General features: G+C 68.9%; 13 protein-coding genes and 1 tRNA gene. 10 read left to right on the top strand and 4 right to left on the bottom strand.

Features of this window, described 5'->3' with window-relative positions; genetic code table 11:
• The first annotated feature begins 21 nt into the window (after positions 1 to 21).
• On the top strand, positions 22 to 834 hold the full coding sequence (locus ACQPYM_RS30240) for an SDR family oxidoreductase (RefSeq protein WP_433007319.1): 813 nt from the start codon (positions 22 to 24) through the stop codon (positions 832 to 834).
• Here ACQPYM_RS30240 and ACQPYM_RS30235 read toward each other — a convergent pair whose 3' ends face one another.
• From ACQPYM_RS30235 to ACQPYM_RS30220, 4 genes are all read right to left on the bottom strand, one after another.
• Positions 835 to 1,839, bottom strand: a complete 1,005-nt coding sequence (locus tag ACQPYM_RS30235; protein ID WP_433007317.1) for an alpha/beta fold hydrolase — start codon at positions 1,837 to 1,839, stop codon at positions 835 to 837.
• Positions 1,840 to 1,990: 151 nt separating this feature from the next.
• On the bottom strand, positions 1,991 to 4,708 hold the full coding sequence (locus ACQPYM_RS30230) for an AAA family ATPase (RefSeq protein WP_433007315.1): 2,718 nt from the start codon (positions 4,706 to 4,708) through the stop codon (positions 1,991 to 1,993).
• Positions 4,709 to 4,748: 40 nt separating this feature from the next.
• Positions 4,749 to 5,039 (bottom strand): hypothetical protein, encoded by a 291-nt coding sequence (locus ACQPYM_RS30225; RefSeq protein WP_433007313.1) that lies wholly within the window; start codon positions 5,037 to 5,039, stop codon positions 4,749 to 4,751.
• Positions 5,011 to 5,082, bottom strand: a tRNA-Arg gene (locus tag ACQPYM_RS30220). The genes ACQPYM_RS30225 and ACQPYM_RS30220 overlap by 29 nt, the downstream gene beginning before the upstream one ends.
• Before the next feature lie 155 nt (positions 5,083 to 5,237).
• Between ACQPYM_RS30220 and ACQPYM_RS30215 the strand changes: the two genes are divergently transcribed.
• From ACQPYM_RS30215 to thrC, 9 genes are all read left to right on the top strand, one after another.
• On the top strand, positions 5,238 to 5,423 hold the full coding sequence (locus ACQPYM_RS30215) for a PspC domain-containing protein (RefSeq protein ID WP_433007311.1): 186 nt from the start codon (positions 5,238 to 5,240) through the stop codon (positions 5,421 to 5,423).
• An 18-nt stretch (positions 5,424 to 5,441) separates the two neighbouring features.
• Complete coding sequence (locus ACQPYM_RS30210) at positions 5,442 to 5,957, top strand: hypothetical protein (protein ID WP_433007309.1); 516 nt, start codon at positions 5,442 to 5,444, stop codon at positions 5,955 to 5,957.
• Between the two features lie 63 nt (positions 5,958 to 6,020).
• Positions 6,021 to 6,563: a hypothetical protein gene (locus ACQPYM_RS30205; RefSeq protein ID WP_433007307.1), complete on the top strand. Its 543-nt coding sequence runs from the start codon at positions 6,021 to 6,023 to the stop codon at positions 6,561 to 6,563.
• 48 nt (positions 6,564 to 6,611) lie between these two features.
• The gene (locus ACQPYM_RS30200; RefSeq protein WP_433007305.1) at positions 6,612 to 6,863 is read left to right on the top strand and encodes a FitA-like ribbon-helix-helix domain-containing protein; all 252 of its coding nucleotides are present in this window, start codon (positions 6,612 to 6,614) and stop codon (positions 6,861 to 6,863) included.
• Positions 6,863 to 7,276 (top strand): type II toxin-antitoxin system VapC family toxin, encoded by a 414-nt coding sequence (locus tag ACQPYM_RS30195; protein ID WP_433007303.1) that lies wholly within the window; start codon positions 6,863 to 6,865, stop codon positions 7,274 to 7,276. The genes ACQPYM_RS30200 and ACQPYM_RS30195 overlap by 1 nt, the downstream gene beginning before the upstream one ends.
• 62 nt (positions 7,277 to 7,338) lie before the next feature.
• Entirely contained in the window at positions 7,339 to 9,000 is a 1,662-nt protein-coding gene (gene argS, locus ACQPYM_RS30190) for an arginine--tRNA ligase (protein ID WP_433007301.1), read from the top strand.
• Positions 8,997 to 10,400 carry a diaminopimelate decarboxylase gene (gene lysA / locus ACQPYM_RS30185; protein ID WP_433007299.1) on the top strand — a complete coding sequence of 468 codons (1,404 nt, stop codon included), beginning with the start codon at positions 8,997 to 8,999 and terminating at the stop codon, positions 10,398 to 10,400. Before argS ends, lysA begins: the two co-directional genes overlap by 4 nt.
• Complete coding sequence (locus ACQPYM_RS30180; protein ID WP_433007297.1) at positions 10,397 to 11,728, top strand: homoserine dehydrogenase; 1,332 nt, start codon at positions 10,397 to 10,399, stop codon at positions 11,726 to 11,728. Before lysA ends, ACQPYM_RS30180 begins: the two co-directional genes overlap by 4 nt.
• A gap of 3 nt (positions 11,729 to 11,731) precedes the next feature.
• Positions 11,732 to 12,808 carry a threonine synthase gene (gene thrC, locus ACQPYM_RS30175; protein WP_433007295.1) on the top strand — a complete coding sequence of 359 codons (1,077 nt, stop codon included), beginning with the start codon at positions 11,732 to 11,734 and terminating at the stop codon, positions 12,806 to 12,808.
• The last annotated feature ends 1 nt before the right edge of the window (position 12,809 follow it).

The following is a 12,809-nucleotide window of genomic DNA, read 5'->3' as shown; positions in this document are numbered from 1 at the left end:
TTCGGGAACTAGCTTCGCATCATGAACTCTTTGACTGTCGCCGTCCACGGCGCCACCGGATCCCAGGGATCCGCCGCCCTCCGCACCTTGCTCGCCGCCGGCCACAACGTCCGAGCCGTCGCACGCCGCCCGCACGGTCTTCCGTCAGGCGTCGAGGCTGCTCCGGCCGACCTGCTCGATATCGACGCGTTGGTTGCCGCCTACACCGGTGTCGACGCGGTCGCTCTGCAACTGCCCATGGTCTTCGACGACGGCGCCATGGCTCAGGTCCGCGCAGTACTGGCTGCCCTGGAGAAGGCTGCCGTACCGCGGGTGGTGTTCAACACCAGCGCCGCCGTTCCGGACGTGATGATCGGCGTGCCGTTCATCGATGCCCGCGTGCAACTGATCGCGGAACTGCCCAACGTGGTGGAGACTGCGGCAGCGGTCGGCCCGGCGGCCATGTACGCCGAGAACCTCGTTGCTCCCTGGTCAGCGCCACTGGTCGCGGCCGGCGAGGTCCTGTACCCCTTGCCGGCCGAGACGCCTATCCCGTGGGTGGCATCCGACGACGTCGCCGCAGTGATGGTCGAGGCGCTCACCACTCCCACGCCGCCGCGCCTGCAGCTGGTAGGCGGCCCGGATGACCTCACCGGAGACCAGGTCGGCGCTGCACTGGGTGCCAAGTGGCGGTCGGTCACTCCGGACGAGTACGAGCTGATGATGCGCCCGCACGTAGGCGCTGCAGTTGCCGCAGGCGTCGCGGGGTCGTACCGCAACCTGGCACCCGTACCCGCTTCCTTCCGCCGCGGTACGACGTCCTTGCGGGACTGGGCCGCCAAGCAGTCCTGGTGATCAGTGGAGTCTGGCTGCCTCGAAGACAGCCCTGACGAAGGCGTGCGGCTTCTCCTGCGGCAGGTTGTGCCCAGCACCCGGTACTACGTGGTGCACCCGCGGCCCGGTGAAGCGTGCGGCCGATGGTGTGCCGTCGGTCCAGGGGAAGTTGCCGTCGTCCTTCCCGTCGAGTGTGACGGTGGGGACGGCGATCGGAGGCTGCTTGCGGAGCAAGGCTTCCAGGTCGTCGTACCGGGGATCGCCAGGCTCCGTGAGCCGCCGGTGGCGGTACACGTGCAGTACTACGGCGACGTAGTCCGGGTTGGTCATCAGTGCGGCTGCCCGGTCGAGATCGGCCTCTGTGTAGTGCCAGGTGGGAGAGTTCTTGGTCCAGACCACCCGGGCGATCTCCTTGCGGTTCTGGGTCAGCCCGCGCTTGCCGCGCTCAGTGGTGAAGTAGTCGAAGTACCACTGGGCCGCCTCGATCGCCGGCGCCACCGGGTTCGAGGCGAGCTTGGGGTCGAGGTTCTGGACCAGGTAGCTGTTGACCGAGACCAGTGCGGCGCAGCGCTCTGGCCAGAGGGCGGCGGCGACGCACAGGCCGCGGCCGCCCCAGTCGTAGCCGGCGAAGATGGCCCGCGGGATCTGCAGGGCGTCCATGAAGGCAATCCAGTCCGACCCGAGTGCTGCTTGTTGCCCGGAGCGGAAGGTGTCGGCTGAGAGGAAGACGGTCTGACCGTGTCCTCGCAGGTAGGGCGTCAGGACGCGGTAGCCGCGGCGTACCAGCTCGGGGACGACCTGGTCGAAGGCGTAGGGGCTGTAAGGCCAACCGTGGCCGAGCAGTACTACGGGGCCGGTGGCCGGTCCGGCTTCGTAGTACGCGATCTCCAGGAGGTCAGTGCGGACCTTCTTGAGCTGACCTAGGCCGCGGGGCGCAGGGGCGGTTGCTGACGCCGGTACGCCGGTCATTGACGCTGCGGCGGCTCCTGCGCCGACTGCCTTGCCGAAGGTCCTTCGGGTGATCATCGGTACTCCTGCTGCAGCAGCTCGAGGGTGGTCGCGTCGGACCAGTCGAAGAACAGCGGGTGGAGGAAGTAGCTCAGTAGCTCGCTCATGGCTCGAAGTTAGGGACAGCAGTGCCCGCTTCGCGCCCGTCAGGTGACGGTGGTGGTGTACGTCAAGCCTGCGCGTTCTGCAGTACTGCGGGCAGGTCCGCGCGGGACGTGATGCCCAGCTTCGGGAAGATTCGGTGCAGGTGGGTGCTGACGGTGCGGTGGGACAGGTAGAGCCGCTGGCCGATCTCGCGATTGGTCAGGCCGTCAGCGGCCAGTTGGGCGATGCTCAGTTCGTGGGCGGTGAGCTGTTCGCGGGCGTCCGGCGTACGGCGTGGGCTGATCTCCCCGGCGGCGCGCAGCTCGTTGCGGGCGCGCTCGCTCCACGGGACCAGGCCTAGCGCGTCGAACGTCTCGCGGGCCGCCCGCAGGTGCACCCGCGACTCCGCTGCTCGCCGGTGCCGCCGCAACCACTCTCCGAACGCGAGCTGCAGCCGCCCACGCTCCAACGGCCACCCGGTCAGATCAGCGGCCAGCGCGGCGCCGAACAGCTTCTCAGCCTTGTCGTCACTCGCCAGTACTGCGCGGACGTAGCGCAGCCCGGTGTGCAAAGCGGGTGACGACGTCTGCTGCGCGTCCTTCTCCAGCTCGCGCACGATCTTGCGGACCGCGTCCTCCTGCCCACAGCGGATGGCCGCCTCGGCCAGCTCCGCGATCACGTAGCAGCGCAGCGCGAGCTGGTACGCCGGTTCGGCGGGGTCGAAGATCCGGTGCAGGTCGGCGAAGGCGTCGGCATGCCTGCCTTCGCCCAGGGCGGCCAGCCCGCGGGCGAGCTGCACAGTGGCCAGCACTGGCCGGGCTGCAGCCGCGAGGCCGACGTGCTCCGCTTCTGCGGCGAGCGCGGCGGCTTCGGCGTACTGGCCGCGGAGTGCAGCTATCTCTGCCTGGGTGGAGAGGGCGAAGCCGTACATGAAGGTCTGGTTGGTCTCCTTGGCGAGCCTGGCCGCTTCCTCGGCCGCAGGCAGGGCGACGCCGAGGTTGCCGAGACGTGTAGCGCTCCAGGCGTGGACAGTCAGCGCACGCCCGAGCAACCCGAGCCTTCCCTGCTTCCGCAGCCCCGCCGCGGCCGACGAGGAGAAGCGCGCCGACAGTTCGAAGCCACCGATCTGCAGCGCCGCACTGCCCAGGAACCGCTCGATCTGCGGATCGCCGCCGGTCTGCCCGGCCAGCTCCATCAGCCCGGCCGCCACCGTTTTGCCGCGTTCGATCGGCGCGACGTACGCGAGGATCGCGATCAGCCTCGGGTCGCGTTCGTCGAGCGGCAGGCTGTCCGCGACGTCGAGCAGGTGCTGACGCCCTTCCGGGCCGGGCTCGGACCAGAAACAGCGCATGCCCGCGCCCCACAGCACCCGCATCGCCAGCTCGAGATCGCCGTCTTCGTGGACCGAACGAGCCAGCTTGGCCAGCTCGATCGGACCGGCCGTGTCCTCGACCAGCCCGTCGTCGAAACTGCTCCGGATCCAGGTCGCCCGCGCCTGGTCCTGCGCGGTCAGTTCGCCGGACGCAGCCTCGGCCAGCAGCCGCCGTACCAGGTCGGGCCGGCCGGCCTCGACACTGAGATCAGCTGCCCGAAGGAGCCGGTCGGCCCGCAGTTGCGGGGTTTCGCTCAGCCGGGCGGCCTCCTGCAGCGCCGCAATGGCCGCGCCAACCCCAGCCCGGTACTGCGCCCGCTCCGCAGCCGTGACAAGCGCACTGGCGATCGTCTCGTCCGGCGTGGAAGTGGCTGCCGCGAGATGCCAGACCTGTCGCTCAGGCTCCTTCGCCAACGCATCGGCCAGCGCCCGATGAGCCGCCTGCCGCTCCGGCGCCGTGGTGGTCTGCACGATCGCGGACCGGATCAACGGATGCCGGAAGGTCAGCCCACCTTCAAGGTCGATCAGCCGCGCCTCGGCAGCCGGTGCGAGCGCATCCGCCCCCACCGGTACTCCGAGCGCTGCCGCGGCGGCCGCGAGCGTCTCGGCTACCGTCCCGCGATCGTTGAGCGCGGCAACCAGTAGGCACATCCGGGTCGGTCCGGGCAGCGCAGTGAACTTGTCGCCGAAGGCATGCTCGAGTCGCACGTTCAACGGCAAGGTTGCCTTCAGCAATGAATCCGGCTGGACCGTGTGCGGCAGCTCGGTCAGCGCGAGCGGGTTGCCGGCAGCCTCGGCCAGTAGCCTTTCGCGGACCGGTTGCTCCAGCCCGGGGGAGACGCGGTCGAGCAGGCTCGCCGACAGCTCGTCGGTCAACGGCTCCACCTGCAGAGACGGCAACCCGGCCTTGTCGAACTGGCACCGTACGCCGTCGCGAACAGCGGAAAGGAAAACGATCGGCTCGGACTCCAGCCGCCGAGCGACGAAGGCCAGCACGTCCGCACTGGCCTGGTCGAGCCAGTGCGCGTCCTCGACGAGCAGCAGAAGCGGCGTACCGGCCTCGGAGAGAAGATTGAGCGCGGCCAGACCGACCAGGTACACATCCGGCAGACCACCCTCGGCAAGCCCGAGCGCGGCCTTCAATGCATCACGCTGCGGACGAGGAAGCGCCTCGATCCCGCTGCGCACCGGGTAGAGGAGCTGCTGCAGCGCGGCGTACGGGAAATGCTGCTCGGACTCAGCCCCGGTGACAGACAACACCCGAACCCCACCAGCCTGCGCCACCCCAGCCGCTTCACCAAGCAGAGCAGACTTCCCAATCCCTGCCTGCCCACGAAGCAGCAGGGCTCCACCATGCTCCGTAATGCCGCTGACGAGGGCGGCCAGGCGTTCCTGCTCTGCTACCCGGCCGAGAAGTGTGGTCTTCCGCACCCTTGGGAGTTTGTCATGTATCGCAAGGTCGTCGCCGTTTTCAGGGCTTGGTCGGGCCGAGGATCAGGGCGGCGCCGCGGAGGAGTTCGGCCCGGAGTTCGTCGTCGGGTGCGTCGTGGAACTGGCTGATCGGGTCGGTGGCGGCGGCGAACGCCTGGGCCGCGCGGAGCCGCTGGCGCCATTCGGCATCCGGGCCGGCGAAGCCCCTCCGGGCGGGGGCATGGGGGCCTCGCCCCCATAAAACACCGCGAGCGATCCAGGCTCGCGCTTTCCGCGAGCATGAATCGCCCAGATCGATCGCGCGCCCCCGGCAGGATTCGAACCTGCGCACCCGCCTCCGGAGGGCGGTGCTCTATCCCCTGAGCTACGGGGGCTCAGGAACGAGCAGAACAGTAGCAGGAAATCCGGCCAGGGCTCGCACCGGGGGAGACCCTGATCGGTCCCTGGGTCTTCCGCGCGGCGGGATCTGGTCGGGGTACCGGGTCGTCATAGTGGTCGTAAGTCCCAGTACCGAAAGGAAAACGAACTCATGGCTAGCACTTTGGTCCGTCCGTCCGGTGGTCGCTGGATCGGTGGTGTCTGCGCCGGCCTGGCCCGTCGCTTCGGGATGTCGCCGAACACCGTCCGGCTGATCTTCGTGATCAGCTGTCTGCTGCCCGGTCCGCAGTTCATCGCCTACATCGTGCTCTGGGTCGTGATGCCGTCCGAGCGGTGACGTGAAACCCTGCTCGGCATGAGAGTGGGTGTGCTGCTGGTCGCCGTCGCGGTGAGCCTGGTGCCGGTACTGAGCGGTTGCCAGGTCGGTCCCGCGCCGGCCGGACCGGCGGAGCTGCGGACCGGCCCGCCGCCGTGGGACGCGCCGCGCGACGCGGTCTCGTACATCGACAAGGCGGGCTTCGAGCGGTTGCCGCTGGACTTCCAGGGTCCGGCTCCGTTCACGGTGACGCTCACGGTCGCGGTGGACGGCAAGCCGGTGCAGGTCCCGGCCGGGATCGGCGTCGACCGGATCCGGGCCGAGCAGGCGGCGATCCACACGCACGGCACGGACGGCCTGATCTACGTCGAGGCGAAGACGAAGGAAGAACGCCCGACCCTGAACCAGTTCTTCACCCTCTGGGGAGTCCGGTACGACGCCCGCTGCCTGGCCGACGCCTGCGCCTCCCTGACGGTTCGAGTCAATGGCGAACCAGCCTCGTGGGACACCAAACTCCCCCGCGAAAGCACCATCGAGGTCAAAGCCACCCACTGACCGAGTGGCAGGAACCGGGCACGCGGCCGCCGAGAGCCCCTCGGGCGCGGTTGACTGGCGTTCATGAAGAGCAAACTCGCCCTCCTCGCAGTTGCGGCCTTCGCCCTCACCGGCTGCGGCGGTACGCCGGACGACGGCACTGCCGGCTCCTCACCAACCGCGAACGCCACCCCGCAGAGCCCCACCGGCAGACCCACCCCAGGCCCCGAGGCGACGCCGACCCCAGGCGTTACGCCTTCAGCCCCGATCACCGCACCCGGCTCCGGTACGCCGAAGCCGATGCCGAAGCCGACCCCCAAGCCACCCAAGCCGGTCCCCACCGCCGCTGACGGGACCAACTACAAGGCTTGCGCGGACGCCCGATGTGAAGTCGCAGTACGTACCGGCACCCGCTTGCCGGTCAAGAAGAGCGCCCTGGGCTTCACCAACATCTTGGTGATCAGCCGAGTGAGCGACGGCACGGTCGACTACGGCGCCGCGGGCGGCTGCTGCAGCATCAGCACCAAGGCCCAGCGCCCAGGCGGCTCCTATCGCATGAACAACCTCAAGGTCGTCACTGTCGCAGTAGTCGGAAAGACCGCGATCCTGCGCCTCAGCCCCGCCTGAAGTCAACGGCGTCAGTGCTAGCATTGACGTCATAGGAGGTGGTTCCGGATGGCAGTGATTACTGTACGTAACCTGGACGACAAGGTAAAACACCGGCTACGGGTCCGGGCAGCAAGGCATGGCCGTTCGATGGAGGCGGAGGTGCGCGCGATCCTCGTCGATGCCGTCGACGGTGACGGTGAGGTGGACGAGCGCGAGAACCTCGGGATGGCATTGCATCGACGGTTCGCCGAGATCGGCGGGGTCGATCTGGAACTGCCCGCACGGACGGGCACGATCAGGTCGGTGGACTTCGACTGATGATCGTGTTCGACACGAATGTCGCCTCCGAGTTGATGAAGGTGACACCGGACGAGGCTGTCTGGAACTGGATCGTGCAGCAGTCGAGGGACGAGTTGTGCATCACGGCTATCACCGTCACGGAGATCCGCTACGGAATCGAGCGGATACCCGCCGGGCGGCGAAAGGTGCGGATGAGCGAGGCCGCAGATCTGGTCTTCGACCAGTTCGGCGGCAATATCCTGCCGTTCGACACCGCCGCCGCGGAGATCTGCCCGCAGGTGATTCTGGAGCGAGAGCGCAAGGGCCTGCCGATCGAGCCGTTCGACGCTCAGATCGCGGCCATCTGCCGGGCGGGGCAGATGGCGCTGGCGACCCGGAATATCAAGGATTTCCTGGAGACCGGTGTCGAGTTGGTGAACCCCTGGGAGTGAGGGTGTACCGGGCTGTGGATACTGAGTCAAGGGTTTGGGGGGTTGGCCATTAGGCTGGGCCGGTGACTCCGGAACAGCTCGCTGAAAAGATTCTGTTGGCCCTGACCGCCCTCGTCGATGACGGGACGTTGACGGTCGAGGGTGGCCTGCCCGGCGAGCTCAAGGTGGAGCGACCCAAGAACCCCGAGCACGGCGACTACGCGACCAACGTCGCGATGCAGCTCGGCAAGCGGTCCAGCCTCGGCAACCCGCGCAAGCTCGCGGAGTTGCTGGCGGCCAAGTTGCAGGACGACGACGCCGTCACGGCGGTCGAGATCGCCGGCCCCGGGTTCATCAACCTCCGGGTCGCCGCCGATGCCCAGGGCAAGGTGGCCGCGGCGATCCTGGAAGCGGGTCCGGCGTACGGATCGAGTGACACGCTCAAGGGTCAGCCGATCAACCTGGAGTTCATCTCCGCCAACCCGACCGGTCCGCTGCATCTCGGCCACACCCGCTGGGCCGCCGTCGGCGACGCGCTGGCCCGGGTGCTGACCGCCGCGGGCGCCAAGGTGACGCGCGAGTTCTACGTGAACGACCGGGGCGCCCAGATGGACAAGTTCGGCGCCTCGCTCCAGGCCGCCGCGCACGGCGTACCGGTGCCGGAGGACGGCTACCACGGTGAGTACATCAACGAGCTCGCCGCCCGGATCGTCGCCGAAGTACCGGGGATCAAGGAGCTGCCGGAGGACCAGCAGTTGGTCGCGTTCCGGGAGGCCGGTTACGAGCGGCAACTGAAGGAGCAGCAGGGTCAGCTCGAGCAGTTCCGGACCAAGTTCGAGGTCTGGATGTCGGAGCGCAGCCTGCACGAGCAAGACGGTGTCGGTCACGCGATCGAGAAGCTCCGCGAGCAGGGCCACCTGTACGACGCGGACGACGCGCTCTGGATGCGCACGACCGACTTCACCGACGACAAGGACCGGGTACTGATCCGGACCAACGGCGAGCCGACGTACTTCGCCTCCGACGCCGCGTACTACGTGAACAAGCGCGAGCGCGGTTTCGAGGTCTGCATCTACCTGCTCGGCGCCGACCACCACGGCTACGTGAACCGGCTGAAGGCGATCGCGGCCTGCGCCGGCGACGACCCCGAGCACAACATCGAGATCCTGATCGGCCAGCTCGTGAAGATCCTCAAGAACGGCGAGGAGATGAAGCTGTCCAAGCGGGCCGGCACCATCGTCACGCTGGCCGAGCTGGTCGAGGAGAGCGGCGTCGACCCGCTGCGGTACACGCTGTGCCGCTACCCGGTCGACTCCCCGCTGACGCTGGACATCGAGGAGATGACCCGCCAGGTCAGCGAGAACCCGGTGTACTACGTGCAGTACGCGCACGCCCGGCTCGCCTCGATCCTGCGCAACGCCGACGAGCTCGGGATCAAGCTGGACGAGTTCGACCCGGGCCTGCTCAGTCACGAGAAGGAGGGCGACCTGCTCCGGGCGCTGGCCGAGTTCCCCGGCGTCGTCGCCACCGCGGCCGAGCTGCGCGAGCCGCACCGGGTCGCGCGCTACCTGGAGGACACTGCGTCGTCCTTCCACAAGTTCTACGACAGCTGCCGGGTGCTCCCGCGCGGCGACGAGGAGGTGGAGCCGGTGCACAAGGCTCGCCTGACCCTGGTCGGTGCGACCAGGACGGTTCTCGCCAACGGGCTCGACCTGCTCGGCGTCTCCGCCCCGGAGCGGATGTGAGGGCGCACGAGGCGGGCACGCTGCACGCCGACATCGGCCACCGGGCACCGCCGTGGCTGCGCGCGCCGCGTGACCCCAACGACCTGGTCCCGGCGCTGTGGTCGAACACGGCCAAGAAGAACGCCGAAGGCGCCCTCGAGGTCGGCGGCGTCGACCTGCGCGACCTGGTCGCCGAGCACGGCAGCCCGGCGTACGTGCTGGACGAGGACGACTTCCGGGCCCGCGCCCGCGCGTTCAAGCTCGGGTTCAAGGACTTCGACGTGTACTACGCGGGCAAGGCCTTCCTCTGTACTACGGTCGTCCGCTGGGTGATGGAAGAGGGGCTCAACCTCGACATCTGCAGCGGTGGCGAGCTGGCCGTCGCGTTGCGGGCCGGCGCCGACCCGAAGCGGCTCGGGTTCCACGGCAACAACAAGTCCGAGCAGGAGCTGGCCCGCGCACTCGATGCCGGGATCGGCCGGATCATCGTCGACTCCCAGCACGAGATCTCCCGGCTGATCGAGCTGGCCCGCGAGCGGGACGTGGTCGCGCCGGTGATGATCCGGGTCACCGCGGGCGTCGAGGCGCACACCCACGAGTACATCGCGACCGCGCACGAGGACCAGAAGTTCGGCTTCTCGATCACCTCGGGAGCGGCGTACGAGGCCGTTGCCCGGGTCAACGAAGCGGCCGAGCTGGAACTGCTCGGGCTGCACTCGCACATCGGCTCGCAGATCTTCGACTCGTCCGGGTTCGAGGTGGCCGCCAAGCGCGTGATCGCCTTGCACGCAAGGGTTTCCGACGAGCTCGGCGTGGACATGCCGGAGCTCGACCTGGGTGGCGGTTTCGGGATCGCCTACACCACCCAGGACGACCCGCCCGACCCCGCGCAGCTGGCCACCGAGATGGGCAAGATCGTCGAGCACGAGTGCCGTGCGTTCGGCGTCGAGGTGCCCAAGGTCTCGATCGAGCCCGGCCGCGCGATCGTCGGCCCGGCCGTCTGCACGGTCTACACCGTCGGCACGGTCAAGGAGGTCGCGCTCGACGCCGGCGCGCAGCGGACGTACGTCTCCGTCGACGGCGGGATGAGCGACAACATCCGCACCGCGCTGTACGACGCGGACTACTCCTGCACGCTGGCCAACCGGTACTCCGATGCCGAGCCGACGCTGTCCCGCGTGGTCGGCAAGCACTGCGAGTCGGGCGACATCCTGGTGCGCGACGAGTTCATCCCGGCCGACGTCACGCCGGGCGACCTGGTCGCCGTACCGGGGACCGGCGCGTACTGCCGCTCGATGGCGAGCAACTACAACCACGTACCGCGGCCACCGGTGATCGCGGTCAAGGACGGGCAGACCCGGGTCGTGGTCCGTCGCGAGACCGAGGACGACATGCTGGCACTGGACATGGGGGCCGAATGACCGAGAACTCAGAACCCCACAAGCTGAGCGTGGGATCGGGGCAGCGGCCGTTGAAGGTGGCGCTGCTGGGGTGCGGCGTCGTCGGGACCGAGGTGGTCCGCATCCTCACCGAGCGGGCCGACGACCTCGCCGCCCGGGTCGGCGCCCCGCTGGAGATCGCGGGCATCGCAGTACGCCGGGCCGGCCGCGCGCGCGACATCGCGGTCGACCCCGCGCTCGTCACCACCGATGCGCAGGCGCTCGTCTCGCGCGGTGACCTCGACCTGGTGATCGAGGTGATCGGCGGTATCGAGCCCGCCCGCAGCCTGATCCTGACCGCACTCGAGCACGGCGCCTCCGTCATCACGGCAAACAAGGCACTGCTCGCCGAGGACGGCCCGACGCTGTTCGCCGCCGCCGAGAAGTACGAGCGCGACCTGTACTTCGAGGCCGCCGTCGCCGGTGCGATCCCGATCCTGCGGCCGCTGCGCGAGTCGCTGGCCGGGGACGACGTCACCAAGGTGATGGGCATCGTCAACGGCACCACCAACTACATCCTCGACAAGATGGACTCCACCGGAGCGGGCTTCGACGAGGCGCTCGAGGAAGCCCAGGCCCTCGGGTACGCCGAAGCCGACCCGACCGCCGACATCGAGGGTTTCGACGCGGCCGCCAAGGCTGCCCTGCTGGCGAGTTTGGCCTTCCATACAAGGGTTTCCATCGCGGACGTGCATCGCGAGGGCATCACCGAGGTGTCCGCTACCGACATCGCCTCGGCCCGCGAGATGGGCTGTGTGGTGAAGTTCCTGGCGATCTGCGAGCTGGACGAGGCGAGTGACTCGGTCGGGGCCCGGGTCTATCCCGCGATGATCCCGCTGAGCCATCCGCTGGCCTCGGTCCGGGACGCCTACAACGCGGTTTTCGTGGAATCCAAAGCGGCCGGCCAGCTGATGTTCTATGGTCGTGGTGCCGGCGGTGCCCCGACGGCCAGTGCTGTCCTCGGGGATCTGGTTTCCGCCGCGCGCAACCGGCTCAAGGGTGTGCCGGGGGTCGGCGAGTCGTCGTACACCCAGCGGGCCGCGCGGCCGATGGGTGCCACCCGCACTCGCTATCACGTGTCGCTGGACGTGGCCGACAAGGCCGGTGTGCTGTCGGCGGTGGCCCAGGCGTTCGCTGAGCACGACGTGTCGATCCAGACCGTCCGCCAGGAAGGCCGGGGCGGTGACGCGCAGCTCGTGGTCGTCACCCACACCGCCACCGACGCCGCACTGTCCGCGACCGTGGAAGCCCTGCGCGACATGGACATCGTGCGAGAAGTCAGCAGTGTGATGCGGGTAGAAGGCGAGTAGGACATGGCTCAGCAGCGGCCCCACCAATGGCGAGGCGTGATCGAGGAATACCGCGACCGGTTGCCGGTCTCGGCGGACACTCCGGTGGTCACGCTCGGCGAAGGCGGCACGCCGCTGGTGGCCGCGCAGTGGCTGAGCGAGCAGACCAACTGCGAGGTCTGGCTCAAGGTCGAGGGCAACAACCCGACCGGCTCGTTCAAGGATCGCGGGATGACGGTGGCGATCTCGCTGGCCGCGCAGGCCGGTGACAAGGCGGTTGTCTGCGCCTCGACGGGCAACACCTCGGCCTCCGCAGCGGCGTACGCCGTCCGCGCGGGGTTGCTGCCGCTGGTACTCATCCCGGCCGGTCGGATCGCGAAGGGCAAGCTGGCCCAGGCGATCGTGCACGGCGCGAAGCTGGTCTCGATCGACGGTGGCTTCGACGACTGCCTGCGGATCGTGCGCGAACTGGGCAAGCACTACCCGGTCGCGCTGGTGAACTCGGTCAACCCGGTCCGGCTGGAAGGCCAGAAGACCGCGGCGTTCGAGGTGTGCGACGCGCTCGGCGACGCCCCCGACCTGCACGTGCTGCCGGTCGGCAACGCGGGCAACATCGCGGCGTACTGGAAGGGCTACCTGGAGTACAAGAAGGACAAGATCTCCTCGAAGGCCCCGCAGATGTGGGGATTCCAGGCCGAGGGCGCGGCGCCGATCGTGACCGGCCGGATCGTCGAGCAGCCGGACACCGCCGCGACCGCGATCCGGGTCGGCAACCCGGCGTCCTGGACGCTGGCAGAGGCCGCGCGGGACGAGTCCGGTGGCCGGATCGAGGCGGTCAGTGACCAGCAGATCCTCACCGCCCAGCGCGAACTCGCCGCCCGCGAAGGCGTTTTCGTGGAGCCCGCCTCGGCCGCAGGTGTCGCCGGGTTGCTGGCCACCAAGGCCGCGGGACGGCTCGATGCGGGGTCGACCGTGGTGATCACCGTCACGGGTCACGGCCTCAAGGACATCGACACCGCACTGTCGTTCGCGACCGTCGAGGAGTCGCCGGTGACGCCGGCCGACACCGACGCGGTGGCACGCCTCGTCGGGCTGGTCTGAG

Origin of the sequence: Kribbella sp. CA-294648 (assembly GCF_050943845.1) — a bacterium.
Taxonomy (GTDB): domain Bacteria; phylum Actinomycetota; class Actinomycetes; order Propionibacteriales; family Kribbellaceae; genus Kribbella.
Note: the sequence above shows the minus strand (reverse complement) of the source record. Positions and strands in the feature narration are given on the sequence as shown.